22 protein-coding genes are annotated in these 24,250 nt (G+C 70.6%); 11 read left to right on the top strand and 11 right to left on the bottom strand.

Annotation, left to right across the window (positions count from 1 at the left end; genetic code table 11):
- Window positions 1–197: 197 nt before the first annotated feature.
- On the top strand, window positions 198–1,103 hold the full coding sequence (locus tag FHS74_RS00515) for a lysophospholipid acyltransferase family protein (protein ID WP_184796427.1): 906 nt from the start codon (window positions 198–200) through the stop codon (window positions 1,101–1,103).
- 7 nt (window positions 1,104–1,110) lie between these two features.
- On the opposite strand, the gene xseA is transcribed toward FHS74_RS00515, so the two are convergent.
- A complete protein-coding gene (gene xseA, locus FHS74_RS00510) occupies window positions 1,111–2,748 on the bottom strand; it encodes an exodeoxyribonuclease VII large subunit (RefSeq protein WP_184797261.1) in 1,638 nt (545 codons plus the stop codon).
- Window positions 2,749–2,808: 60 nt separating this feature from the next.
- On the opposite strand from xseA, the gene purD reads away from it, so the two are divergent.
- On the top strand, window positions 2,809–4,122 hold the full coding sequence (purD, locus tag FHS74_RS00505) for a phosphoribosylamine--glycine ligase (RefSeq protein WP_184796425.1): 1,314 nt from the start codon (window positions 2,809–2,811) through the stop codon (window positions 4,120–4,122).
- Window positions 4,123–4,174: 52 nt separating this feature from the next.
- Window positions 4,175–5,125 (top strand): tetratricopeptide repeat protein, encoded by a 951-nt coding sequence (locus FHS74_RS00500; RefSeq protein WP_184796424.1) that lies wholly within the window; start codon window positions 4,175–4,177, stop codon window positions 5,123–5,125.
- Here FHS74_RS00500 and FHS74_RS00495 read toward each other — a convergent pair.
- The 4 genes from FHS74_RS00495 to FHS74_RS00480 form a co-directional block, all read right to left on the bottom strand.
- Window positions 5,122–5,805 carry a hypothetical protein gene (locus tag FHS74_RS00495; protein WP_184796422.1) on the bottom strand — a complete coding sequence of 228 codons (684 nt, stop codon included), beginning with the start codon at window positions 5,803–5,805 and terminating at the stop codon, window positions 5,122–5,124. The genes FHS74_RS00500 and FHS74_RS00495 overlap by 4 nt on opposite strands.
- Window positions 5,806–5,829: 24 nt before the next feature.
- Entirely contained in the window at window positions 5,830–6,264 is a 435-nt protein-coding gene (locus FHS74_RS00490) for a nucleoside deaminase (RefSeq protein WP_184797259.1), read from the bottom strand.
- A 98-nt stretch (window positions 6,265–6,362) separates the two neighbouring features.
- The gene (locus tag FHS74_RS00485; protein WP_184796420.1) at window positions 6,363–7,259 is read right to left on the bottom strand and encodes an alpha/beta fold hydrolase; all 897 of its coding nucleotides are present in this window, start codon (window positions 7,257–7,259) and stop codon (window positions 6,363–6,365) included.
- An 87-nt stretch (window positions 7,260–7,346) separates the two neighbouring features.
- Window positions 7,347–7,967: a TetR/AcrR family transcriptional regulator gene (locus FHS74_RS00480; protein ID WP_184796418.1), complete on the bottom strand. Its 621-nt coding sequence runs from the start codon at window positions 7,965–7,967 to the stop codon at window positions 7,347–7,349.
- 138 nt (window positions 7,968–8,105) lie between these two features.
- On the opposite strand from FHS74_RS00480, the gene FHS74_RS31090 reads away from it, so the two are divergent.
- Complete coding sequence (locus FHS74_RS31090; protein ID WP_184796416.1) at window positions 8,106–9,623, top strand: pseudouridine synthase; 1,518 nt, start codon at window positions 8,106–8,108, stop codon at window positions 9,621–9,623.
- Window positions 9,623–10,186 carry a 16S rRNA (guanine(966)-N(2))-methyltransferase RsmD gene (gene rsmD, locus FHS74_RS00470; RefSeq protein ID WP_184796414.1) on the top strand — a complete coding sequence of 188 codons (564 nt, stop codon included), beginning with the start codon at window positions 9,623–9,625 and terminating at the stop codon, window positions 10,184–10,186. Before FHS74_RS31090 ends, rsmD begins: the two co-directional genes overlap by 1 nt.
- A 3-nt stretch (window positions 10,187–10,189) precedes the next feature.
- Here rsmD and FHS74_RS00465 read toward each other — a convergent pair whose 3' ends face one another.
- Window positions 10,190–10,789 carry a gamma-glutamylcyclotransferase gene (locus tag FHS74_RS00465; RefSeq protein WP_246462835.1) on the bottom strand — a complete coding sequence of 200 codons (600 nt, stop codon included), beginning with the start codon at window positions 10,787–10,789 and terminating at the stop codon, window positions 10,190–10,192.
- A 291-nt stretch (window positions 10,790–11,080) separates the two neighbouring features.
- Here FHS74_RS00465 and FHS74_RS00460 point away from each other — a divergent pair, with 291 nt between their 5' ends.
- Window positions 11,081–12,163, top strand: coding sequence for a DUF2125 domain-containing protein (locus tag FHS74_RS00460; protein ID WP_184796410.1), 1,083 nt, complete (start codon window positions 11,081–11,083; stop codon window positions 12,161–12,163).
- Window positions 12,164–12,242: 79 nt separating this feature from the next.
- On the opposite strand, the gene FHS74_RS00455 is transcribed toward FHS74_RS00460, so the two are convergent.
- Window positions 12,243–13,163 (bottom strand): LysR family transcriptional regulator, encoded by a 921-nt coding sequence (locus tag FHS74_RS00455; protein ID WP_184796408.1) that lies wholly within the window; start codon window positions 13,161–13,163, stop codon window positions 12,243–12,245.
- A 108-nt stretch (window positions 13,164–13,271) separates the two neighbouring features.
- Here FHS74_RS00455 and FHS74_RS00450 point away from each other — a divergent pair, with 108 nt between their 5' ends.
- A complete protein-coding gene (locus FHS74_RS00450; protein ID WP_184796406.1) occupies window positions 13,272–14,831 on the top strand; it encodes a proton-conducting transporter transmembrane domain-containing protein in 1,560 nt (519 codons plus the stop codon).
- A 21-nt stretch (window positions 14,832–14,852) separates the two neighbouring features.
- Window positions 14,853–17,279 carry a YbcC family protein gene (locus FHS74_RS00445; RefSeq protein WP_425491241.1) on the top strand — a complete coding sequence of 809 codons (2,427 nt, stop codon included), beginning with the start codon at window positions 14,853–14,855 and terminating at the stop codon, window positions 17,277–17,279.
- A gap of 12 nt (window positions 17,280–17,291) precedes the next feature.
- On the opposite strand, the gene FHS74_RS00440 is transcribed toward FHS74_RS00445, so the two are convergent.
- The 3 genes from FHS74_RS00440 to FHS74_RS00430 form a co-directional block, all read right to left on the bottom strand.
- Window positions 17,292–18,206 carry a prephenate/arogenate dehydrogenase family protein gene (locus FHS74_RS00440; protein ID WP_425491239.1) on the bottom strand — a complete coding sequence of 305 codons (915 nt, stop codon included), beginning with the start codon at window positions 18,204–18,206 and terminating at the stop codon, window positions 17,292–17,294.
- Entirely contained in the window at window positions 18,203–19,303 is a 1,101-nt protein-coding gene (gene hisC / locus FHS74_RS00435) for a histidinol-phosphate transaminase (RefSeq protein ID WP_184796404.1), read from the bottom strand. The genes FHS74_RS00440 and hisC overlap by 4 nt, the downstream gene beginning before the upstream one ends.
- Before the next feature lie 199 nt (window positions 19,304–19,502).
- A complete protein-coding gene (locus tag FHS74_RS00430) occupies window positions 19,503–20,366 on the bottom strand; it encodes a chorismate mutase (RefSeq protein ID WP_184796403.1) in 864 nt (287 codons plus the stop codon).
- Between the two features lie 201 nt (window positions 20,367–20,567).
- Between FHS74_RS00430 and metX the strand changes: the two genes are divergently transcribed.
- Window positions 20,568–21,695, top strand: coding sequence for a homoserine O-acetyltransferase MetX (gene metX / locus FHS74_RS00425; RefSeq protein ID WP_425491247.1), 1,128 nt, complete (start codon window positions 20,568–20,570; stop codon window positions 21,693–21,695).
- Window positions 21,695–22,330 (top strand): methionine biosynthesis protein MetW, encoded by a 636-nt coding sequence (gene metW, locus FHS74_RS00420; RefSeq protein WP_184797252.1) that lies wholly within the window; start codon window positions 21,695–21,697, stop codon window positions 22,328–22,330. The genes metX and metW overlap by 1 nt, the downstream gene beginning before the upstream one ends.
- On the opposite strand, the gene FHS74_RS00415 is transcribed toward metW, so the two are convergent.
- Window positions 22,327–22,905, bottom strand: a complete 579-nt coding sequence (locus FHS74_RS00415) for a helix-turn-helix domain-containing protein (protein WP_184796399.1) — start codon at window positions 22,903–22,905, stop codon at window positions 22,327–22,329. The two genes, metW and FHS74_RS00415, sit on opposite strands and share 4 nt — an antisense overlap.
- A gap of 144 nt (window positions 22,906–23,049) precedes the next feature.
- Between FHS74_RS00415 and FHS74_RS00410 the strand changes: the two genes are divergently transcribed.
- Window positions 23,050–24,246 (top strand): MFS transporter, encoded by a 1,197-nt coding sequence (locus FHS74_RS00410; RefSeq protein ID WP_184796397.1) that lies wholly within the window; start codon window positions 23,050–23,052, stop codon window positions 24,244–24,246.
- The last annotated feature ends 4 nt before the right edge of the window (window positions 24,247–24,250 follow it).

The raw sequence follows: 24,250 nt of genomic DNA, 5'->3' as shown, positions 1-24,250 counted from the left end.
TTGGGGGTATGGGCGACTTGCGTTGACGACGCGCTGGTTGGACCGATCCGCGCCGTGTTAGACCGCATGACACTAGAGCAGATCGTCCAAAGGCGGAATCGCCTTTGGACGTGAAGCTGCTCGCGGACAGACTCACTCTATAGCCGGCTGTGGTTCTGATTGAACGCAGCCGGCTATAGACTCCCTGTATGGGTCCCATGGCCACCAATAGCCCCCTGCGCGCCGCCCTGTCCCGAAATGTGCGGTACCCGCTGGAGGCGCTTGCCATCCGTGGGCTCTTCGGCTTCCTGTCGCTGCTGCCCGCGGACAGCGCGTCCGACCTGGGCGGTTGGGTGGGCCGGACCCTGGGCCCGCGGCTGAAGGCCAACCGCCGGGTACAGCGCAACCTGGAACAGGCCATGCCCGAGCTGGACGCCGCCGGGCGGGCGCGGGTGGGCCGGGAAAGCTGGGACACCCTGGGCCGCATCATGGCCGAATACGCCCATTTCAAAACCATCTCGGCCGAATGGGAAGACCGGGTGGACTTCGTGGGGGCGGAGCACCTGGCCGGCCTGCGCGACGACGGCAAGCCCGGCATCGTCCTGACCGGCCATTTCGGCAATTGGGAAATGGCGGGCCTGGCCAGCCACAAGATGGATTTGCTGATCACCATCATCTACCGGGCGCCCAACAACCCCTGGGTCGACCGCCTGCTGCTGCGCGCCCGCAGCGACCTGGGCAACAGCCTGGTGCCCAAGGGCCGGTCGGCCGCCAAGACCATCCTCGCCACCGTACGCGGCGGCGGCCACCTGGGCGTGCTGGCCGACCAGAAGCTGAACGAGGGCATCCCCGTGCCCTTCCTGGGCCGTGACGCCATGACCGGCACCATCACCGCCGACATGGTGCTGCGCCACGGCGCCGTCGTCGTGCCGGTGAAGGTCACCCGCCCGGGCAAGGGCGCCCGCTTCCGCATCGAGGCCATGCCGCCGCTGACGTTCGCCCCCACCGGCGACCGCGCCGCCGACATCTACGCCATCACCCTGCAGATCAACCAGGTGTTCGAAACCTGGGTGCGGGAGGACCCCGGCCAGTGGCTGTGGACCCACCGCCGCTGGCCGAAGTAGCGCCGCCTCAGAACAGGCTGCCTTGCCCCCCGGGGCGACCCGGCGCGCGAACCTTGGGGGTCGGTGACGTCGATGCCGGCCGCACGGCTTCCGCTGGGGCCCCACCCTCACCATCCAGCGTGGCGCCCACCGCGCCGTCGATGAATTCCACCCGCACCCGGCCACCGGCCGGCGCATCGGCCGCCCTGGTCACGGGATGGCCCTCGGCGCTGGTGACCAGGGCGAACCCCCGGGCCAGCACGCCGCGATAGGACAGGGTCTCCAGCAACTTGGCCTGGCCTTCCAGCCGCCGGGCGCCATCGGCCACGGCGCGGCCGAAGCTGGCGTCCAGCCGGCGGCCCAGGTCGGCCAGGCGCAGACCGCCCTCCTCCACCCGGCGGGCCAGGGGTTGGGGCGTCAGGCGCGGGGCCAGGGCCTGGACGCGCGAGGTCCGGTCGGCCACCAGGCGGGTGACACCGCCGGAGAGCCCCCGGCCGGCGATGTCCAGCCGGGCATAGGCCAGGCCCAGCACCTGGGCCGGGTGCCGCAGCCCGGCGCCCAGCTTCGCCACTTCCGTCCGATGGCGGCGGATCAGGCCGGTCATCGACAGCGCCAGGCGTTCCCCCCGGTCGTCCAGGCGCTGGGCACAGCCTTCCAGCAAGGCGCGGGGATCACCCAGGCCCCGGGCCAGCCCCTCCACCCGCGAGCGGCGCTCGACCAGCAGGCGGTTGGCCGTGCCCTCCAGCCGGCGGCCGCATTCCATCACCTGGGCCAGCAGCTCGGCCCGCACCGGCACAGCCATTTCGGCGGCGGCGGTGGGCGTGGGCGCGCGACGGTCGGACGCGAAGTCGATCAGGGTGGTGTCGGTCTCATGCCCCACGGCGGAGATCAGGGGGATCTGGCTGGCCGCCGCCGCCCGCACCACGATCTCCTCATTGAAGGGCATCAAATCTTCCAGGCTGCCGCCGCCACGCGCCACGATCAGCAGGTCGGGCCGGGGCACGGGGCCGCCGGGGACGATGGCGTTGAAGCCCTGGATGGCGCGGGCGATCTGCGCCGCCGCCGCCTCACCCTGCACCGCTACCGGCCACAGCAGCACATGGCGGGGAAAGCGGTCGGCCAGGCGGTGCAGGATGTCGCGGATGACGGCGCCGGTGGGGGAGGTCACCACGCCGATGACCCGGGGCAGGAAGGGCAGCGGCCGCTTGCGCTGCGCGTCGAACAACCCCTCGGCCGCCAGGCGGCGCTTGCGCTCCTCCAGCATCTTGAGCAGCGCGCCCTCGCCCGCCAGCTCCATGGTCTCGATAATCAGCTGGTATTGGGAGCGGCCGGGGTAGGTCGTCAGGCGGCCGGTGCAGACCACCTCCATCCCGTCCTCCGGCTTCACCGCCAGGCGCATCACCGTGCCTTTCCAGCACACGGCCTCGATCACCGCCTGGTCGTCCTTCAGGCGCAGATAGAGGTGGCCGGAGGAAACGCGCTTGGGCTGGCTGACCTCGCCGCGCACGCGGACATAGCCGTAGGTCTCCTCCACCGTGCGCTTCAGCGCGCGCGACAGGTCGGAAACGGACAGCTCCGGCAGGTTGCCGCCGGCCACCGGCGCGGCGCCGGCATAGCCCAGATCGGCGTTGGGAACGGGGGGGGAGTCGGGGAAGTCTTGAGTCATGGCGCGGGCATGATACAACCCCCCGCTCAACAGATGGAATCCTGATCGGGAGTAGAGGCGATGAAGATCCTGGTGGTCGGATCCGGCGGGCGGGAGCATGCGCTGTGCTGGGCCATCTCCGCCTCCCCCCTGTGCGGCACCTTGTGGTGCGCGCCGGGCAATGCCGGCATCCGCGACGTGGCCCAGTGCCTGGACATCAAGGCCGACGATGTCGACGGCCTGGTGGCCTTCGCCACGGCCAACGCCGTGGACCTGGTGGTGGTGGGCCCGGAACAGCCGCTGGTGCTGGGCCTGGTGGACCGGCTGAACGCGGCCGGCATCAAGGCCTTCGGCCCCAGCCAGGAGGCCGCCGCCCTGGAAGGGTCCAAAGGCTTCATGAAGGACATCTGCGCCAAGTACGGTGTGCCGACCGCCGCCTACCGGCGCTTCACCGATGCCGCCGCCGCCAAGGCCTACGTGACCGAGCAGGGCGCGCCCATCGTGGTGAAGGCCGACGGCCTGGCCGCCGGCAAGGGTGTCGTCATCGCCATGACCCTGGACGAGGCCCACGCCGCCATCGACGACGCCATGCTGCACGGCCGCTTCGGCAGCGCCGGCGCGGAAGTGGTGGTGGAAGAGTTCATGGATGGGGAGGAGGCCAGCTTCTTCGCCCTGTGCGATGGCGTCCACGCCCTGCCCCTGGTGGGCGCGCAGGACCACAAGCGGGTGTTCGACCATGACCAGGGCCCCAACACCGGCGGCATGGGCGCCTATTCCCCCGCCCCGGTCCTGACGCCCGAGTTGCAGGACCGGGTGATGCGCGAGATCGTGGAGCCCACGGTCAGGGGCATGGCGGCGGAGGGCAAGCCGTTCAAGGGCGTGCTGTTCGCCGGGCTGATGATCGTTGCGACCCCGGAAGGACCGAAGCCGCGCCTGATCGAATTCAACGCCCGCTTCGGTGATCCGGAATGCCAGGTGCTGATGCGCCGCCTGAAGTCCGACATCGTGCCCCTGCTGCTGGCCACCTGCGACGGGCAGTTGGACCATGTGGACGTGCGCTGGCACGACGACCCCGCCCTGTGCGTGGTTATGGCGGCCGAGGGCTATCCGGGTGATTATGTGAAGAACACCGCCATCGGGGGGCTGGACGATGCGGGCAAGGTCGACGGGGTCACCGTCTTCCATGCCGGCACCAAGGTGGCCAAGACACCCGAAGGGGATGATCGCGTGCTGGCCAACGGCGGCCGGGTGCTGGGCGTGACGGCGACGGCCAAGACGGTGGCGGAGGCCCAAGCGCTGGCCTACCAGGCGGTGGACCGCATCCGCTGGCCGGAAGGGTTCTGCCGCCGGGACATCGGCTGGCGCGCGGTGGAGCGGGAACAGAAGCAGGGTTGAGGCCGGCGCCCGGGAAACGGGCCCCGCCGCATTTTCAGGGACAAGGGACCAGATGAATCGCCAGGACCGCCGCCGCCGCATCGCGGAAATCTCCAAGGACGCCAATGCCGGCGCGCCTTTCGTCAACGACATGCGCGTAGCCGCCGACCTGCACCGCCAGGGCCGCCTGAAGGAGGCGGAGAACGCCTACCGCGCCATCATCCGCATCTACGCCTCCGTCCCCGACATCCGCGTCGCGTGGTCCAACCTGGGCGCCGTGCTGCAGGGCCTGGGCAAGCTGGAGGAGGCGGTGACCTGCCTGAAGAAGGCGCGGTCGCTGAACCCCAACCACCCGCCGCCCCACCAGAACCTGGGCATGGCCCTGCTGGGCCAAGGCAAGGTGGATGAGGCCATCGAGAGCTTCCGCCGCGCCGTGGAACTGAACCCCAGTTTCACCGAAGCCTGGCACGCCCTGGGCGTGGCGTCGGGCCAGAAGAACGACTTGGCCGGGGCGGAGGACGCCTGGCGCCGGACGCTGGAGTTGGACCCCAACCGGGCCGAGACCCGCTTCAACCTGGGCATGGTGCTGCGCAGCACCGGCCGGCTGGACGCCGCCGCCGCCGAGTTCCACGCCTGCGCCACCCTGGACCCGTCCCAAGGCGACGCCCGCCTGGCCCTGGCCGACACCCTGATCGCCATGGGCCGCGCCGAAGAGGCCGCCCAGATCATCTGGGTGCTGATCCAGACCACGCCCGCGCACCCCGTGCCGCAGCAGTTCTACGCCCGCGCCCTGACGGTGATGGCACAGAGCGGCAACGGCATCGCCGCCGCCGACCGCGCCGACCAGTGGGCCGCCGCGTATCCGGACAGCGAATCCGCGCGCTCGGTCAAGATCGCCTTCGACGCCTATCGCGCCGAACGGGCGGCGGCCGAGGCCCAGACCGACACGCCGCAGACGGACACGCCAACAGCCGATACGCCGAAGGCCGAGGAAGCCACCGCCAAAGAAAAGCCTGAAGCCTAAGACCCGGTCCGGTCCCGCCGCTGTTCGCGTGACGCCGCCACCCGCAGGGCCGGGGGGTGGCTCGGCGGCCGGCGGCGGGAGCCGGCCCAGCCCAGCCAGCACTGCCGCACCGCCCAGCCGAAGCAGGCCAGCAGGATCAGCGCCAAAACCAGGCCGGCCGCCTTTTCCGCCCAGTCGGCCCGGCCAAGCATCACCGCCACCTCGGCCCGGGCGGACGCGGGCAGCACCAGCACCATCCCCAGGATATAAAGAACCGGCCCCACGACGAACAGCAGGGGCGCCAGCACCAGGCTCAGGGGCTGGGCCGGCACCAGGCGCACCGGATGGCGTAGCGTGGCGCTCTCGCATGACAGGGGCACGAGCACCGACTGGGTCATCATCGCCAGCAGGAAGGCCGGCATCAGGATGCTGGACGCCAGCGCCATGGGCCAGCCGTCGGGGATGACCACCAGCCCGGTGATCAGCGCCACCGCCAGGGCGCCCAGGCCCACCGCCTGCAGGGCCAACAGCCCCAGGACCCCGCGCAGCGTCCAGAGCAGCCGTCGCTCCTGCCCCGGCCGCACCCGCAGCATCCGGGTGCCCGCATCCTTGTGGAAGGGTGTGTCGCGCACCACCTCGCCCGTCACATCGCCGCGCAAGGACCAGTACAAGGCGCCATAATCGTCCCGGTAGAGCGGCATACGGTTCCTTTCCTGGGTTCAGCGCTAACGGCGTTCCTTGAAGAAATCCCGCAACAGGGCGCCCGCCCGCCGTTCCTGCAAACCGCCGTAGGTTTCAGGCGCGTGATGGCAGGTGGGCTGGCTGAAGAAGCGGGGGCCGTGTTCCACCGCCCCACCCTTGGGATCGTAGGCCCCGAAATAGACCCGCCGCAGCCGGGCGAAACTGATGGCGGCGGCGCAGAGCGCGCACGGTTCCAATGTCACGTACAAATCCAGGCCCGGCAGGCGCGGCTGGCCCACGGTCGCGCAAGCCGCGCGGATGGCCAGCACCTCGGCATGGGCGGTGGGGTCGGCCAATTCCTCCGTGCGGTTGGAGGCGGCGGCCAGGATGGCCCCGGTGGCCGGATCGACGATGACGGCGCCCACCGGCACCTCCCCCCGCGCTGCGGCGGACGCCGCCTCGGCGAAGGCGCGCTCCATGGGGGACGAGTCGATCAGCGGTTCAGGACGGGGCGACAACATGGCCCCAGCCTGGGGCACCGCCCGCCGCACCGTCAAGCGGGCGGGCGACGCATCCGTCATCCGGCGAAAAAGTCCAGCAGCAGGGCGGCCAGTTCCGCCGGCATTTCCTCCGGGATGTAGTGGCCGCAGTCCAGGACATGGCCGCGGACGTTGGCGCCATGTCCCAGCAAGGTGTCGGCCAGCACCGTACCCACGCCCGCCCTGGCCCCCACCGCCAGGATGGGCAGGGTGAGACCCCGGTCCGCCCGGGCGCGGGCCTGGGCCAGCGACGCGGCGCCGAAGGCCACGCGGTAGTGGGCGAAGGTGGCGCGCAGCGCGCCGGGGGCGGACAGCACCCGCACATATTCGTCCAGATCCGCCGGCCCGATGGCCCAGCGGTTCACCGCCTTGGCATGGAACAGGTGGCTGAGATAGGCGCGCTCCCGCCCCGCGATCAGCAATTCCGGCAGGTCGTCCAGGCGGTTGAAGGCGAAATGCCAGGTGCGGGCGTTGGCCTCATCTGACGGGATGCCGGGCGGCGGCGGGGGCGTGATGCCGGGTAGCGCCGCGTCCAGCAGCGCCAATCGGCGGATGTCGGTCGGCCAGTCAGCGGCATAGGCGTGGCCGATCCAGGTGCCCACGTCATGGCCCACGACGTCCAGGCGGCCGCCGTCCAGCACGCCCAGGGCCCCGGCCAAGCCGTGCATGTCAGCCGCCACAGTGGCCAGGTCATAGCCGCCAACCGGCCGGTCGGAATCGCCGAAGCCGCGCGGGTCCACGGCGATGACCCGCCGGCCGCCATCGGCCAGCAACGGCATGACATGCCGCCACGCGTACCAGCTTTGCGGCCAGCCGGGGATGAGCAGCAGCGGCGCGCCCTGCCCGCCCTCGACATAGTGCAGGCGCACACCGTTCACTGTCGCCTGGCCATGACGGAAACGGGTCCAGAAGCGGGCGGGGTCGAAGGATGTCATGGTTTCAGTCTCCATTTTGGGAATGATCATTTCCTAATTTGGCGCCCTAATTTGCCGCAAGGCGATGAAAGGCGGGGGCGCCAGGGGTCAGTCCAGCAGCTTCAGGGCGCCATCGGCCACCGCCGCCATCTCCGTCGCGTGCCGTCCGGTCTTGCCGATGAGGCGCATGCCCTGCAGCACGCACAGCAGCAGCCGGGCGGTGACGGCGGCGTCGAGATGGGGGGCGACGGTGCCATCGGCCTGGCCCAGCGCCACCAGGGCGGCCAGGCGGCCCTCATTCACGTCCAGCGCGCCGGCGACGCGCGCGGCGACCGCCGCGTCGGCGGTGGCGAGGTCCACGGCGCTGGCCACCACCAGGCAGCCCCGGCGCCCATCGGGGCCGTGACTGCTGTCGGCGTAGAAGTCCAGCACCGCCCGGATCTTGGCCCGGCCGGTGGACGCCGCGTCCAGCGCCGCCCGCAGCCCTTCGGCCCGCAGCGCCACATAACGGTCGAAGGTGGCCAGGAACAACCCGCGCTTGTCGGTGAAGGCCTTGTAGAGGCTGCCGGCGGTCAGGCCCAGCGCTTGGGTCAGGTCACTGATGGCCGTGCCATGATAGCCGCGTTCGCTGAACACGGCGATGGCGCGGTCCAGCGCCAGGTCGGTGTCGAACTCGCGGGGGCGGCCCGGGCCACGTTGGCGGGAAGGGAGGGATGCGGGGGGCGTCATGCGCCCCTTATAGGAAATGATCGTTTCCCAATCAAGTGGTGATTGTCGCCAGCCATGCCCGGCGCGGGGGGCCCATAGGCTGGCGCCGCCGCCGCCGGACGCTTGGCAAGCCGGGCAGCGACGCATACAGTCCGCCGCATGTCCGATACAAAATCCCCCGAAAAGTCCGGCGAGCGCATCGCCAAACGGCTGGCGCGCGCCGGCCTCTGTTCCCGCCGCGACGCCGAGCGCTGGATCGCCGACGGCCGCGTGGCCGTGAACGGCCAGGTGCTGACCTCGCCCGGCGTGAATGTGCAGCCCGGCGACCGCATCGTCGTCGACGGCCAGGTCCTGCCGGAGCAGGAGCCGACGCGCGTCTGGCGCTATCACAAGCCCGCCGGCCTGGTGACCAGCGCCCGGGACGAACTGGCGCGCGCCACCGTGTTCGACCGCCTGCCCGAGGGCATGCCCCGCGTCATTTCCATCGGCCGGCTGGACCTCAACACCGAGGGCCTGCTGCTGCTGACCAACGACGGCGAACTGGCCCGCCACCTGGAACTGCCGTCGACCGCCTGGCCCCGCCGTTATCGCGTGCGCGTGCACGGGACGCCGGACACCGCCAAGCTGGCCAAGCTGGCGGAAGGCATCTTCGTCGACGGCATCGAGTATGGGCCGATCGAGGCCGTGCTGGACCGGGAGAAGGGCAGCAACGCCTGGCTGACCATGACCCTGCGCGAAGGCAAGAACCGCGAAATCCGCAAGGTGCTGGAGCATCTGGGCCTGACGGTGAACCGGCTGATCCGCGTCTCCTACGGCCCCTTCCAACTGGGCAAGCTGGAACGCGGCGAGGTGGAAGAGGTGCCGCGCCGCGTGCTGCGCGACCAGTTGCCCCAGTTCTTCCCCAAGGAAAACACCCAGGACCGCAAGGAGGCCCGCGCGCGCAACGCCGAGAAGGCGGCCGAGATGCCGGCCCTGCGTTTCGACAAGGCGCCCAAGGCCAAGCCGCCCGCCGCGAGGGCCGCTGCTGAAAAGGCGCCGGCCAAGGCCACCCCCCGGCCCCGCCGCGAAGAGACGACGGAGGCCCCGCGCGCCGCCCGCGTGGCGACCCGCACGTCCACAGTCCGTTCCTCCGTCGCCCACCCGTCGGCCACCCGCCCCTCCGCCCAGGCCGACGCCACCGTGCGCGCCAAGCGGCCGCCCCAGGCACCTGGCAACAAGCCGACCGGCGACAGCGCCGCCGACAAGGCGCGCGCCCTGGCCCTGGCCCTGGACAGGGCGCTGGACGGCACGCCCGATGACGACGCGGACGGCGCACCCAGCCGCCGCCCGCGCAAGGGCGCGGTGAAACCGGCGGCCAAGACCGCCCCTAGCCTGGGCGAACGCGTCGAGTCGCGCGGTCCCCAAAAGCGGGACGGAGCCAAGCGAGAGGGCGCCCAGCGGGACGCCCCTACGCGGGACGCCCCTAAGCGGGAAGACGGCAAGCGCCCCAGCGCCCGGCGTGAGGATGCCAAAGCGGCGCCGGCCCGCAAGGCCGCCCCGACCGAGAAGGCCCCGCGCGCCGGCAAGACCGCCCCGGGTGGCAAACCCACGCGCACGGCACCCAAGGCCACCGGCAAGGGCGGTCCCCGTAAGGGGGCTCCCAGTCAGGGGGTTCCGAGTAAGGGCGGCCGGGGCTGATGCGCATCGTCGGCGGGCAGCATCGCGGGCGGGTCCTGGTGCCCCCCTCGGGCCGGGACGTGCGGCCCACCAGCGACCGCACGCGCCAAGCCCTGTTCAACATCCTGGAGCATGGCGACTTCTTCACCGACGACGCGCCGACGGTGGCGGGCCGGGTGGTGCTGGACGCCTTCTGCGGCACCGGCGCCCTGGGGCTGGAGGCGCTGTCGCGCGGGGCGGAGGCGGCCTTGTTCCTGGACATCAGCCGCCCGTCCCTGGATCTGGCCCGTGCCAACGCCGCCACGCTGAAGGAAACCGGCCGCTGCCAGTTCATCCAGGGCGACGCCGCCAAGCCACCGCTGGCACGGCAGGCGGCCAGCCTGGTGTTCCTGGACCCGCCCTACGGCCAGGGCCTGGCGCCCCGGGCACTGGAATCCCTGTCGGCCGCCGGCTGGCTGGCGCCCGAGACGCTGTGCGTCGTGGAGGTTGGCGGCAACGATCCCTTCGATGCGCCGCCCGGGTTCGAGCCCTTGGACGACCGCCGCTATGGCGATACCCGGGTGCTGATCATCAAGCGGGGCTGAGGATCAAGGGGTGGTGTCCCCCACCACCCGCTCCACCAGCCCTTCCAGGTTGCGGTCGCGGATGCCCAATTCCTCCAGATGGCGGACGGTGTTGACCAGATAGTCGACATTGCGTCCGCTCTCCCCCACGCCCTGGCGGATCAGCCCGGCCAGATCGTCGGGCGGCAGGCGGCCGCAATACTGCTCATGCCCCCGCACGACGGTGAAGGCCACGGTGGGGACCCGCGGCCCGTGTTCCAGGGCCGCCGTCAGCAGCCGCGGCTCGTAGACCGCGTTCTGCATCTCGCGCTCCCAGAGATAGTCCAGCACGCCAGGCGCCTCGGCGGCGGCCACGCGGTAGGCGATGCCCCGGCAGGTGCCGCCACGATCCAGGCCCAGCACCGCGCCCGGACAGGCGCGGGTGCCGCGATGGCGGAAGGAATAGACGCTGAACCCCCGGTGCCAGCCGCGCACCGTGGCCCGGCGCCGCTCGACATAAGGGAAACCGGGATTCCACATCAGGGAGCCATAGCCGAAAACCCAGACGTCGGCGTCGGCGGCGACACCGATGGCACGATAGGGGGCGGCGATCTCAATGGAGGGAACGGGGGTGATTGAAGACAAGGCCGGGCGCCCAGTAAGGGATGGCAAGGGAAGGGATATCGTCCCCGAACCCTGGACGGAGTGCCCCCCGCCGTCAACCGCTGGTGTCCGCTTGGAAGGGTGGGGATGATCCGTGGGAATAAGCGCTGGCATTCCGGGTGGCCGATACCGACCTATGACTGAAGACGGGCGCACCGGCGGCGCCCTTGCCAAGCCCACCCGGCCCGTGGCCTGATCCGCCCCCGTGCCCCCGGCGTACGCCACGGCCGCCAGCCTGGCGCCGCCGACGCCCGTGACCAACCAGGAAACCCCATGCGTGTCCGTCCTATCACCCTCGTCCTCTTCCTGGTGCTGGTCCTGGTCACCGGCTATGCCGTGTGGTGGCACCGCATGGCCACGCGCCTGCTGACCCTGCTGGACCACAACACCGATTTGGCCCGGGCGGCAGGCGCCACCATCACCTATCAGCCGCCCACCCTCGGCGGCTTCCCCCTGGGCATCGCCATCACCGCCAACCAGGTGAAGGTGGAAAAGCCCAACGGGCTCAGCTGGACGGCCGACACCGTCAAGGCCTCCGCGCCCGTCTGGCGGTTGGATGACGTGGTCCTGACCCTGGCCAAGGGTGGCCATGCCACCCTGCCGCATGAGGGCGCCCGCCCCGGCCTGGACGCCACCGCCGCCATCGCCGGGGCCCGCGTCGCCCTGGACCTGGCCACCGGCATCCTCCGGTCGATGCGGGTGGACCTCAGCCATGCCGTCCTGACGGTCGCGGCACTGCCGGTGCCGGAGGGGACGGCCGAGGGCGCGCCGCCACCCGCCAGCCTGATGCCGGCCGGGGCCTATCCACTGGAGAGCTTTTCGATAACGGTGGAACGGCCGGCGACGCCGCCCACCGACCACACCGGCACCGGGCTGATCCTGCACCTGGATGTGGCGGGCATGACCGTGCCGCCGGTGCGCAGCCTGGGCCCGACGCTGCAGCGCCTGGTCCTGGCCGCCCGGGTGCAGGGCCCCCTGCCCGCGGCCCCCACGGTGGACGCGGTGACCCCATGGTCCAAGGACGGCGGCACGGTTGAGGTGGACAGTCTGAAGCTGGATTGGGGCGATCTGCACCTGGTGGCCAACGCCACCCTGGCGCTGGACGACAATCTGCAGCCCCAGGGCTCCGGCTCCGCCGAGCTGTCAGGCCTGGACAGCTTGGTGGACGCGCTGAAGGATGGCGGCACCCTGCACCCCAACCAGGCCGCCCTGGTGCGCGCCGGCCTGGCCCTGCTGGCCAAGCCCAGCGCCAACGGCGGCGCCCCCAGCCTGAAGCTGCCCATCACCATGCAGAACCACAAGCTGCAGATCGGCCCGCTGGCCGTGGGCCACTACCCGGACATTGTTTGGCACTAATGCCGCCCCGCAAACGCCGGGCGCGACCATCCGGTCGCTTGGCTACAGCGGCACGGGTCAGAATCTCGTGCCGCTGGCATTAAGATAAGGGCTGGGAATCGCGCGCGGACATCGATGGGGCCGCGTTCCCGCTGAGGAGCAACTCCCCCAGGAGCCTGTTGGGGAAGCGGCGCTTCTGGACGATGGCATAGAAGCTCTCGGTGACCTCCGCGATGCGGCAGTGTTCGACCAGGATCCCGGCCTCCAGCTCATCGCGCACGACGATGGGCGGCACCAATGTCACGCCCTCCCGCTCCCGGGCGAGAAGGCGCAGCATCGCCATGTCGTCAACCTCGGCAAGGATGGTCGGCCTGATTCCGGCCAGTTCCAGCACCCGGTCGAACGCCACCCGGATATCGCTGTCGAGGCTGGGAAGAAGCAGGGGCTCGCTCCGCAAGTCATCCGGGAAACGGAACGGCCGCTGATCCGGCCGGGGACGCCCGACCAGACTGACCGGTTGCTCATTGAGCAGGTGGTTGCGCAGCGATGAGCGCGCATCCCGCGGCGCCGCGCTGTTCGCCAGAACGACATCGATGGCGTGCGCCTCCAACTGCGCCAGCAGATCCCGGATGTTCCCCGACCGCACGATCAATTCCACGTCCGACCGGCCGACGAGCGGCCGCAGGAATTCCAGCTGGAAGTTCCGCGACAGCGTCGTCAGCGCCCCGACCCTGAGGACCTGACGGCTGGCCAGGGGGCGGCCCCGCATCGTGCTCATCAGCTCGTCGCCCGCCTTGAACACCGTGTCGGCATAGTCGAGCGCGATCTGGCCCGCCTCCGTCAGCACCAGCTTCTTGCCGACACGCTCGAAGAGCGGGTGGCCCATCTGATGCTCAAGCTTCTGGATCTGAACCGATAGCGCCGATTGGGACAGGTTCATGCGCTCGGCCGCCCGGGTCAGGCTGCCCTCATGCGCGACCGCCCAGAAATAGCGCAGGTGATTGTAGTTCAGGTCCCTCATATCGTTCTATTAAAACGAACGATATTGCCGAAACAATGAATTTTTATCAGAGCGCGCGCTCGGGTACCCCTGTCCCCGCATCGAATTTCGCATCGAAGGGGACCCTCCGTGCCCATCCATCTGTTGCTCTTGCTGGCGCCCGTTCCCCTGCTGATGGGCGCGGCCATCGGCTTCATCAACCCGGGACGCAGACCCAAGCGTGTCCCCGAAGTGGCCGAGGCGGCCACGCTTACGGCGCTGGGCTTCGCCTTGGTCTCGGCTGCGGGGTTGATCCTTTCCGGGGGCGGCGTCCGCCCCCTGATCGGGCCTGGGGACTTCGGACCGTCGGTCCGCCTGGACGCCGTCAGTGCCACGATGCTGCTGCTGGTGACGTTCATCGGCTGGGTCGTCGTCCGCTATGCCGGCACCTATCTGGATGGCGAGGCCCGGCAAGGTCCTTTCACCGGCTGGCTGTGCATGACGCTCGCCGCGGTGGTGGCGCTCGTCACCGCCGGCACCCTCTTCCAGCTGGTGCCCGCCTGGATCGCCACCAGCCTGTTCCTGCACCGGCTTCTGCTGTTCTATCCCGGGCGGGTGGCGGCGCGGCGGGCGGCGCGCAAGAAGTTCATCACCGCCCGCCTGGGGAATGCCGCGCTGATCGGGGCGGCGGCGCTGCTCGCGGCGGCCTACGGCACGGCCGACATCGGGGCGATCCTTCAGGCCGCCCGCGCCGGGGAAGGCGGCAGCCTCGCGACCGGCGCGGCCGCCCTCCTGGCGCTGGCGGCGATGCTCAAGTCCGCCCAGTTTCCCACCCATGGCTGGCTGACCGAGGTCATGGAGACGCCCACACCGGTTTCGGCGACCCTGCATGCGGGCGTCATCAATGCCGGCGGCTTCCTATTGATCCGCTTCGCCGACGTCATGCTTCTGGCGCCGACCGTGCTCGCCCTTCTTGTCATCATCGGGGGTCTCACGGCGCTGTTCGGCAGCCTGGTCATGCTGACCCAGCCGGCGGTGAAGACCTCGCTGGCCTGGTCGACCGTGGCCCAGATGGGGTTCATGATCTTCGAGTGCGGGTTGTCGCTCTTCCCCCTGGCCTTGCTGCACATCGTGGCGCACTCGCTCTACAAGGCCCACTCCTTCCTGGCCTCCGGCGGTGCGGTGGAGCGGGTCGCCGCGATCCGGCGGCCCGGTCCGGTCGCCATCCCCGATGCGGGCGCGGTCGGCCGCGCGTTCGCCTGGGCGCTGGCCCTCTATGTCGTCGTGGGGCTCGCCTTCGGACTGACCCACAAATCGCCCCAGGCCATCGCGCTGGGCGCCATCCTGATCTTCGGCGTGGCCTACATGCTGGCCCAGGGCTTCGCCGATGCCGCCCCCCGGGCGCTGACCCGGCGCACGGCCGTCTACGCCGGGGCGACCTCGGTCGGCTATTTCGCGCTGCAGAAGGCGGCGACCTCGCTCACCGCAGGCCTCCTGCCCCCCGCGCCGCCGCCCGGCCCGCTGGAATGGGCGCTGATGGCGCTGGCGGTTGGCAGCTTCGGTCTGGTGGCCGTCGTGCAGGCCATGTTCCCGCTGTGGGCCCACCACCCCGCCGCCGGCGGGCTGCGCGTCCACCTCTCGAACGGCTTTTACGTCAACGCCGTGTTCGACCGCATCGTCGGCGGCTGGTCCAGCCGCCGCCCCTCCTGATCAGTCCCGTACGGAGCTTTCATGATGTCCCATCCCTCCCCCTCGGCGCTGATTGATATGACGGTGGTCGAGATTGCGGCCGATCGCGCGGCGCGGGCCATACCCCCCGTCTGGCCGCTGGCCTCCAGCGTCGCCGTCAATCCCTTCCTTGGACAGACGGGCGAGAACCTGGCGGCGGCCGGCGCACGCCTCGCGCGGGTCGCGGGCGTGGCCGTCACCATGCCCCGACGCTGGTACCAGGAGAAGATCGCCATCGGCGCGATTTCCGACGAGGACTTGGCCGACGCCTGGATGAACGCGCCCGCCGACCTGCGGCCGGCCGACCTGGCCGCGCTGAAGGCCGCCGCCGCCGCGACCCCGGCCAAGCCGGCCGCCTTGCCAACGATCGCGGACCTCGCGGCCCAGATCTCGGGCGTCGACTGGCCGGGCCTGATCGCCGAACGCCTGGGCGCCTGGGCGGCCGGATATTTCGATGAGGGTCAGGCGCTCTGGGCGGCGCCGCGCGGCAGGAGCGCGTACGCCGCCTGGCGGTTCGTGGCCACGCATGACCTGACGCCGGAAATCGCGGGGCTGCCGGGCTTCCCGCTGCACGTCTCGGAGGCGCCGGAGGGTGCCATCGCCGCCATCGCCCGTGTCGCCGACCGCCTCGGCCTCGATCAACCGGCCCTGGACACCTACTTCCACCAGATGCTCATGACGCTGGGGGGTTGGGCGCAGTATGCCCGCCACAAGGCATGGGTGGCGGAGCTTGCCGGCAGCACGGATCGGACGGTCACGGACCTCCTGGCGATCCGCCTGATCTGGGAGGAGGCCCTATTCCTGCGGTATGGCGAGCGACTCGCGGACCTGTGGGCGGGCGTGCGCTCGGCGCACGCGGCGCCGGTCACGCCGACCCCCGACCTGGTCACCGACGCCATCCTGCAGGAGGCGGCGGAGCGGGCGGCCCAGCGGGCCCTGGCAGCCACACTCGCGGCGAGCGTCCCGCATCCCGCCCCCGGTCGCCCCTTGCTCCAGGCCGCCTTTTGCATCGACGTCCGTTCGGAGGTGTTCAGGCGCGCGCTGGAGAGCACGAGCCCGCATATCCAGACGCTCGGCTTCGCCGGCTTCTTCGGCCTCTCCACGGCGCATCGCCGCTTTGGCTCCGATGTCGAGGAAGCGCGGCTGCCCGTGCTGCTCAATCCCGCGCTCAAATCCCGCTGCGGCGGGCCCGACGTCGCGGCGGCCGAGGGGGCCGCACGGGTGAAGGCGCGGGCGAAGCGTGCCTGGGGCCGGTTCAAGCTCGCCGCCGTTTCCTCCTTCGCCTTCGTCGAGGCGACAGGTCCGATCTATGTCGGCAAGCTTCTGAGCGACGCCTTGGGATGGCGGGGCGGGGCGTCGGACGCCACCCCCGCGCCGCGCCTGGACCCCGCTCTCGATCTCGCCACCCGGGTCAAGGCCGCCGGGACGGTGTTGCGGGCCATGTCGCTGACCACGGGCTTCGCGCGGCTGGTCCTGCTGGCGGGGCATGGCGCGAACGTCGTCAACAACCCCCACGCCAGCGGGCTGCATTGCGGCGCCTGTGGCGGCTATTCGGGGGAGGTCAACGCGCGCCTGCTGGCGGCACTTCTGAACGATCCGGAGGTCAGGGCGGGATTGGCGCCGGACGGCATCGAAATCCCGCCGGACACGCTGTTCGTGGCGGCGCTGCACGACACGACGACGGATCGGGTGACGCTCTATGCCCAGGACCATCCGTCCGACGCGCATCAGGCGGATATCAGCCGGGCCCAAACCTGGCTGGCCACGGCGGGCGACCTCACCCGGGGAGAGCGCGCGCTGCGGTTGCCCCGCGCGGGCCATGAGGCCGCCATCCCCAAACGCAGCCGTGACTGGGCCGAGACACGGCCCGAATGGGCGCTCGCCGGGTGCAAGGCGTTCATCGCCGCCCCCCGGACGCGCACCAATGGCAAGACCCTGGACGGACGCGCCTTCCTGCACGATTACGACTGGAGGCGGGATGGGAACTTCGGCGTGCTCGACCTGATCCTGACCGCCCCTGTCGTGGTGGCGAGCTGGATAAGCCTGCAATACTACGGCTCAACCGTGGCGCCCGACGTGTTCGGGGGCGGCAACAAGCTGCTGCACAACGTGACGGGCGGCATTGGCGTCGTCGAGGGCAACGGGGGGCTGCTGCGGCCCGGCCTGCCCTGGCAATCGGTTCATGACGGCGAAGGCTATGCCCACGAACCGCTACGCCTGTCGGTCTGCGTCGAGGCGCCGCGCCAGGCGATAGCGGACGTCCTGCGGCGGCACGACACCGTCCGGGCGCTTTTCGACAATGGCTGGCTGCACCTCTTCGCCCTTGATGAGGCGGGGCGCATGGCTTGGCGTTACACCGGCGACCTGCAATGGACCGCCATGCGTGAAGCCGACGCCGAGCGGCAGGCCCGGCTCCAGGTCGCGGTCTGACAAAAAGCGGCGTCAGGCCTGCTTGGCGTCGATGATGGAGCGGCGGATGGCGCGGGTGCGGGTGAAGAGATCCAGCAGCTTGTCGCCCTCCCCCCAGCGGATGGCGCGTTGCAGCGCCGTCAAATCCTCGGTGAAGCGCTGGATCATCTCCAGCACCGCCTCGCGGTTGTTGAGGAAGATGTCGCGCCACATGACCGGATCGGAGGCGGCGATGCGGGTGAAGTCGCGGAAGCCGGAGGCGGAGAAGCGGATGACTTCCGACTTCGTCGTCTCCTCCAGGTCCGTCGCCGTGCCGACGATGGTGTAGGCGATCAGGTGCGGCAGGTGGGAGGTGATGGCCAGCACCTGGTCATGATGGCTGGGGTCCATGACCTCGATCTGCGAGCCACAGGCGGCCCACAGGCGCCCCAGCCGGTCCACAGCACCCGCGTCAGTCCCGGGGGGCGGCGTCAGGATCAGCCAGCGGCCGCGGAACAACTCCTTGAAGCCGGCATCGGGGCCGGAATGCTCCGTCCCCGCCAGGGGGTGCCCCGGCACGAAGTGCACGCCGTCCGGCACATGGGGGGAAACATCGCGCACCACCGCCTGCTTGACGGAGCCGACATCGCTGAGCGTGCTGCCCGGCGCCAGGTGGGGGCCGATTAGGGCCGCCACGTCGGCGTAGGCGCCCACCGGGGTGCACAGCACCACCAGATCGGCGCCGGCCACGGCCAGGGTGGCGTCAGCCTCAACCCGGTCAGCGATGCCCAGCTCGGCCACGCGGGCGCGCACCGCATCGGACCGGTCGCAGGCCACCACCTCGGCGGCCAGGCCGCGATCATTCATCAGGCAGCGCAACAGCGACGAACCGATGAGGCCCAGGCCGATGACGCAGACCCGGTTGTACAAGGTGGCAGCCGGTGGGGCGTTCATTTCCGCAGCGCTCATTTGCCGGCCACCCAGTCGGCAAGGCCGGCGACCACGGCGCGCATCTCATCCTCCAGCCCGATGGTGACGCGCAGGCAGTGCGGCAGACCGTAGGAGCCCATCTGCCGCACCAGGATGCCGCGCGACTTCAGCAATTGCCGGGCGCCTTCGGCGTCGGCGCGGTCACCCGGCTGCTCGGCGAAGGAGATCAGGACGAAGTTGGCGACGGAGGGGTGGACCACCAGGCCCAGGTCGCGGACCTGGCCCACGAACCATTCACGCCACTGGGCGTTGTGCCGGCGGCTCCGCTCCAGGAATTCGGTATCCTCCAGGGCCGCCAGGCCGGCGGCCTGGGCGCTGGACGCCACGTTGAAGGGGCCGCGCACCCGGTTCAGCACATCGGCCACGGCGGCCGGGCAGTAGGCCCAGCCCAGGCGCAAACCGCCCAGGGCGAAAATCTTGGAGAAGGTGCGGGTCATGACGACGTTGCTGAATTCGTCGACCAGATCCGATCCGTCGGTGTAATCCGCCGCGTCGACATACTCGGCATAGGCCGCGTCGATGACCAGCAACACGTTCTCCGGCAGGCCGGCGTGCAGGCGCCGCAGTTCGGCCTTGTCCAGGTAGCTGCCGGTGGGGTTGTTGGGGTTGGCGATGAAGACCACCCGGGTGCGGGGCGTGACGCGGGCCAGCATGGCGTCCACGTCGGTCTTCAGGCCACACTCCGGTGCCGCCACCGGCGTGGCGCCGGCGAAGCGGGCGCTGATGGGGTAGATGGCGAAACCGTGGACACTGTGCAGCACCTCATCCCCCGTGCCGGCATAGGCGCGGGTCAGCAACTGCAGCACGTCGTCGGAGCCATTGCCGCAGACGATGCGCCCCGCATCCAGGCCGAAGCGGCGGCCAAGGCCGGCGCGCAAGGCGCTGGACCCGCCATCGGGATAGCGGTGGATCTGCTCCGCCACGGCCTTGTAGGCGGCGATGGCCTTCGGGCTGGGGCCCAGCGCGCCCTCGTTGGACGCCAGACGGATCAGCCGCGACGCCCCGGGCGCATGCGCCTCGCCCCCGACATAGGCATGGATATCAAGAATGCCGGGATTCGGAACGGGAGCGGACATGGCGGCAAGCAACCTTCTTCTGGCAGGCGGTGGCGGTCTTCTTCCCAGCGCCCATCCCCAGCGGGTGGGATGACGCCGAACAGGCGGGCCCGGGACCAAACCCGCCTGCAAGTAAGGATAGCCGTGAGTCTTATCAAAGCCTTATGCGAATCGGGGGCGCATGCCCTGCGCGGTGGGCCGCGACTCGGGGAACGGTGGCTCAGCCCTTCCTGGCGTCCAGGGTGATGGGCAGGGCGTAGGCCCCCACCGGCAGGACCCGCACCAGGACGTCGCCCAGCTTGTCCGCCAGGGCGCGCAAGCGCTGATCATCGCCATCGACGAAATCCGCCACCTCGATCAGGTGGACGGACCCGCCGCCGCCCGGCAGATGGAAGATGCGGAACCAGCCCACGGACAGGTTCACCGCCTCCATCATGTCCTTCAGGCGACCACGGCTCATGTCCTGCGCCAGTTCCACGCCCAACAGGGTGTGGTCCTGGCCCGTCGCCTCCAGCGGCACCGCGCCCAGGATCAGGGCGTCGCCGCCCTCCTTCTGGCCGGGGCGGCTGCAGAACGGCAGCCGGCCGATGATCTTGGGCGTCTTGGTGTCGTCGCTGATGAGGAAACGCCACCAGGGGTCGGTCTCCTCCTCCTCCGGCACGGGCACAACGCCAACGGTGGCGCTGCCCTCCGCCAGGGCGCGCAGCACGGCCTGGGCCGTGTTGGCGGGAGTCAGCGGGGTGACGGTGCCATAATGGTCCCGGGCGATGTCCCACAGGCGGCGGTCGTCGCCCGGCGCGTAGACCGCCACGGCGAACGGCCCCTGGATCAGGGTCATGGCGGCGATCATCTCACGCCAGATGCGCACGATGGCGGCCACCGGCACGGCGCCCTGGTGGCGGGCCACCAGGCGGCGCAGGATGCCGGCCTCCCGTCCCGGACGGATGAAGACCTTGGAGCCCGCCTTGGAGTGGGCGATACGCTCCACCACCCGGGCACGCCGCATGATGAGGTCATGGATCGCCACATCGATTTCATCGATTTCACGGCGCAAGGCGTCGACGGAGGGGCTGACAGGGGGCATGGATGGGTTCGGACTTTTAGGACCTGAAACCAGTGAGTCTTAGAGCCTGCCCCCCGCAAAATCAAAGAAAACGTTGACTTGGCCCCCGCCACCTTCCTAGTCATTCAGGCTGAATTCAAAGGTCCCCCTATCGCGATGATCACCCCGCCCGCCCCCTTGGACAGCTCCGGCGCCCCCTCTTCCGCCCTGCCCGGGCGGCGGATGGTGCTGGGCGCCGACCGGCCCATGCCGCTGGACGGCGGCGGGCAACTGGGCCCTTTCACCCTGGCCTACCAGACCTACGGCACGCTCAACGCCGACAAATCCAACGCCATCCTGGTGTGCCACGCCCTGACCGGCGACCAGTACGTGGCCGACAGGCACCCCATCACCGGCAAGCCCGGCTGGTGGGAGATGCTGGTGGGGCCGGGCCGTCCGGTGGACACCGATCGCTTCTTCGTCATCTGCAGCAACGTCATCGGCGGCTGCATGGGCTCCACCGGCCCGCATGATGTGAACCCGGCGACGGGCCAACCCTACGCCATCGACTTCCCCGTCATCACCATCGGCGACATGGTGCGGGCCCAGGCGCTGCTGATCGACGCGCTGGGTATCGACCAGCTGTTCTGCGTCATCGGTGGCTCCATGGGCGGGATGCAGGTGCTGCAATGGGCGGTGGCCTATCCGGAGCGGGTGTTCGCCGCCGTACCGATCGCCACCGCCGCCCGCCATTCGGCACAGAACATCGCCTTCCACGAGGTGGGGCGCCAGGCGATCATGGCCGACCCGGAATGGCGCGACGGCGCCTATCAGCATGCGGGCGCCAACCCGGCGCGCGGCTTGGCCGTGGCCCGCATGGCGGCGCACATCACCTACCTGTCCGAGGCGGCGTTGCACCGCAAGTTCGGCCGCAACCTGCAAAGCCGCCAGGCCATCACCTTCGGCTTCGACGCCGATTTCCAGGTGGAAAGCTATCTGCGCTACCAGGGGGCCAGCTTCGTCGACCGCTTCGACGCCAACAGCTACCTCTACATCACCCGCGCCATGGACTATTTCGACTTGGCGGCGGAGCATGGCGGCCAGCTGGCCCAGGCCTTCCGCGTGGGGGCCAAGGGCACGCCGGTGCGCTTCTGCCTGGCCAGCTTCTCCAGCGACTGGCTGTTCCCCACCTCCGAGTCGCGGGCGGTGGTGCACGCCCTGAACGCCGTGGCCGCCAACGTCAGCTTCGTGGAGATCGAGACGGACAAGGGCCACGACGCCTTCCTGCTGGATGAGCCGGAATTCCACCAGGTCATCCGCGGCTTCATCAGCGGCTGCGCCGACCATCGCGGCCTGAAACGGCGGGTATGATGGACGCCACGGTCATTCCCCCCCGCACCGATATCCGCAGCGACCTGCGGCGCATCGCCGACATGGTCAGCGACGGCGCCCGCGTGCTGGACGTGGGCTGCGGCGACGGCGATCTGCTGGACCTGCTGACCCGGGTGAAAGGCGTGGACGGGCGCGGCATGGAGCTGGGCATGGACGGCGTGCGCGCCTGCGTGTCGCGCGGCCTGTCCGTCATCCAGGGCGACGCCGACACCGACCTGAAGGAGTATCCCAGCGACGCATTCGACTACGTGATCCTATCGCAGACGCTGCAGGCCACCCGCGACCCGCGCGGCGTGTTGCTGCAGATGCTGCGCATCGGCCGGCGGGTCATCGTCTCCTTCCCCAATTTCGGCTATTGGCGGGTGCGCCTGGCCCTGCTGCTGACGGGGCGCATGCCGGTGACCGACCGACTGGGCTTCCAGTGGTGGGAAACGCCCAACATCCATTTCTGCACCATCGCCGACTTCACCGCGCTGTGCGACGACCTGGGCGGCGTGAGGGTGGAGCGCAGCGCCATCCTGGACCATGACGGCCGCCAGCTGACCAGCAACGCCGCCAGCTGGTGGGCCAACTGGTCGGGCGAACAGGGGATTTTCCTGCTGCGCCGGGATTAACCTTCAAAGGCGATGGTGTCGACCAGCCGGGCGAAAGTGCCGTCGGACAGCTGGAACCGCACCCAGCGGAAGCGGCTGGGACGGATGGGCAGATCGGTGGAATGGTTGGCGCGGGTGGTCAGCTCCAGGGCGGGCGCCGCCGGCTCGAACCATCCCAGATCGGGTAACCTCGCCTCCGCCGCCACGATGTCCTCGCTGGCGTAAGGCCAGAGCGAGGTGCCGATGAGGTCGGCCCGCGGCCGGCCGAAATCCCGTTCCCGCGCCGGCGACAGGGCCAGCAGCGTGTGCGTCAGGTCGCACACCAGATGGACGGCGCCGCTGGACTGGCTGACCAGCCGGGCCAGTTCGCGGTCGGCGGCGCTGTCCAGGCCGGCGCGCATCAACCGGCGAACGGCGGTCTGCTCATCGGCGTCCGGCGCCAACGCGCCCGATTCCCAGCGCGATACCGTGGCCTGGGAGACGCCCAGCAGCTCCGCCACGTGCATCTGCTTCATGCGGCGCAGCGTGCGCCACATCCGGAGCGACGGCCCCAGATGCGGCACGGGGCCGATGAGTGCGGCGATGCTGTTGCCCATGGGGGATGGTCCGATCCGGGGGGAACAGGCGGCGTTGCCATCGCGACCCGCCGCTGTCCACGCATATCTTATTCACGGCGTTCCGGCCCCGGCCATGCCAAAAATGTCGCCCCGTCCGCCGGGTCATACGCTTTCGAGGGCATCATGGACAGAAGCTGGGTCAAGATCGTCTGGTTCTACGGCGTCGGTGTCATCGCCGCCGCCCAGTTGGGCAAGATGTCGGCCCTGATCCCCCTGATCGCCCGCGACCTGGGCCTCAGCCTCACAGTGGCGGCGCTGGTGATCTCCTTGCTGGAGATCGGCGGCGCCGGTTTCGGCCGCATCGCCGGTGGCCTGATCCAGCGGGCGGGCCGGCGCCCGGCCTTACTGGCCGGCACCGCCTGCCTGGCGCTGGGCGGGGTGGGTGAAAGCCTGGCGCAGGGCCCCACCGCCCTGATCGCCTGGCGCGTGCTGGAAAGCGCCGGGTACCTCACCACCGTCATCGCCGCCCCCATGCTGATCCTGGAGACCGCAACGCCGCGCCAGCGGGGCGTCGCCCTGGCGCTGTGGAGCAGCTTCGTGCCCGTGGGCCTGGCGCTGGGCGCCATCCTGTCTGGCTGGGCGGCGGAGCTGTGGTCGTGGCGGGGCGCCCTATTCGGCGGCGGCATGGTGGCGGCGGGCGCCTTGGCCCTGTCCCTGCCCATGACCTCCGGTGTCGGCGCGCGGGTGCGCGGCGCCGCGGCCGGCGGCACGGCCCCCACCCGCCGGGCCTGGGCCCTGGCCGTGGGCTTCGGCTGCTACACCACCTTCGAGGTCGGGCTGCTGGGCATGCTGCCCACCTTCCTCGTGGACAAGGCCGGCGCCAACGCCGACACGGCTGGCCTGATCACTGGCGTCGCCTCCTTCGCCACGGTGGCCGGCAGCGCGCTGGCCGGGTGGTGGAACCACCGCAATCATGGGCGTGACCTGGCGCGGGGATCCTCCTTCGCCCTGATGGCATTCAGCATCGTGGCGCCGGCCCTGCTGCTGTTCGGGGTGTTCGGGCCCCGCCCCGACCTCGCCACCGTCGCCATCGTGGTCATCGCGCTCAACGCCCTGTCCGGCGTCTATCCCGGCCTGGCCTTCGCCATGCTGCCGGCCGTGGCGGGATCGGACCGGGGATTGCCGGCGGCCAACGGCCTGCTGACCCAGTTCGGCGCCAGCGGCTCCCTCATCGGGCCGCCCCTGTTCGCCGCATGCGCCGGGCATTGGGGGTGGACCAGCGCCGCCGCCTGCGGCCTGGCCGCATCCCTGCTCTGCCTGGCCTTGATGCGGGCGGCGGGGGTATCGTCATCCACCGCCGCCGCTGATCAAGCGGCCTGAGTTC

Origin of the sequence: Nitrospirillum iridis (genome assembly GCF_014205765.1) — a bacterium.
GTDB lineage: Bacteria > Pseudomonadota > Alphaproteobacteria > Azospirillales > Azospirillaceae > Nitrospirillum > Nitrospirillum iridis.
Note: the sequence above shows the minus strand (reverse complement) of the source record. Positions and strands in the feature narration are given on the sequence as shown.

Coding starts and splice junctions, on each gene's coding strand:
- FHS74_RS00430 (WP_184796403.1), bottom strand. CDS start 20,366: ATGCCCCCTGTCAGCCCCTCCGTCGACGCCTTGCGCCGTGAAATCGAT.
- FHS74_RS00445 (WP_425491241.1), top strand. CDS start 14,853: ATGATGTCCCATCCCTCCCCCTCGGCGCTGATTGATATGACGGTGGTC.
- FHS74_RS00455 (WP_184796408.1), bottom strand. CDS start 13,163: ATGAGGGACCTGAACTACAATCACCTGCGCTATTTCTGGGCGGTCGCG.
- FHS74_RS00490 (WP_184797259.1), bottom strand. CDS start 6,264: ATGGAGCGCGCCTTCGCCGAGGCGGCGTCCGCCGCAGCGCGGGGGGAG.
- rsmD (WP_184796414.1), top strand. CDS start 9,623: ATGCGCATCGTCGGCGGGCAGCATCGCGGGCGGGTCCTGGTGCCCCCC.
- FHS74_RS00515 (WP_184796427.1), top strand. CDS start 198: ATGGCCACCAATAGCCCCCTGCGCGCCGCCCTGTCCCGAAATGTGCGG.
- metW (WP_184797252.1), top strand. CDS start 21,695: ATGGACGCCACGGTCATTCCCCCCCGCACCGATATCCGCAGCGACCTG.
- FHS74_RS00500 (WP_184796424.1), top strand. CDS start 4,175: ATGAATCGCCAGGACCGCCGCCGCCGCATCGCGGAAATCTCCAAGGAC.
- purD (WP_184796425.1), top strand. CDS start 2,809: ATGAAGATCCTGGTGGTCGGATCCGGCGGGCGGGAGCATGCGCTGTGC.
- FHS74_RS00495 (WP_184796422.1), bottom strand. CDS start 5,805: ATGCCGCTCTACCGGGACGATTATGGCGCCTTGTACTGGTCCTTGCGC.
- xseA (WP_184797261.1), bottom strand. CDS start 2,748: ATGACTCAAGACTTCCCCGACTCCCCCCCCGTTCCCAACGCCGATCTG.
- FHS74_RS00415 (WP_184796399.1), bottom strand. CDS start 22,905: ATGGGCAACAGCATCGCCGCACTCATCGGCCCCGTGCCGCATCTGGGG.
- FHS74_RS00480 (WP_184796418.1), bottom strand. CDS start 7,967: ATGACGCCCCCCGCATCCCTCCCTTCCCGCCAACGTGGCCCGGGCCGC.
- FHS74_RS00440 (WP_425491239.1), bottom strand. CDS start 18,206: ATGAGCGCTGCGGAAATGAACGCCCCACCGGCTGCCACCTTGTACAAC.
- hisC (WP_184796404.1), bottom strand. CDS start 19,303: ATGTCCGCTCCCGTTCCGAATCCCGGCATTCTTGATATCCATGCCTAT.
- FHS74_RS00485 (WP_184796420.1), bottom strand. CDS start 7,259: ATGACATCCTTCGACCCCGCCCGCTTCTGGACCCGTTTCCGTCATGGC.
- metX (WP_425491247.1), top strand. CDS start 20,568: ATGGTGCTGGGCGCCGACCGGCCCATGCCGCTGGACGGCGGCGGGCAA.
- FHS74_RS31090 (WP_184796416.1), top strand. CDS start 8,106: ATGTCCGATACAAAATCCCCCGAAAAGTCCGGCGAGCGCATCGCCAAA.
- FHS74_RS00460 (WP_184796410.1), top strand. CDS start 11,081: ATGCGTGTCCGTCCTATCACCCTCGTCCTCTTCCTGGTGCTGGTCCTG.
- FHS74_RS00410 (WP_184796397.1), top strand. CDS start 23,050: ATGGACAGAAGCTGGGTCAAGATCGTCTGGTTCTACGGCGTCGGTGTC.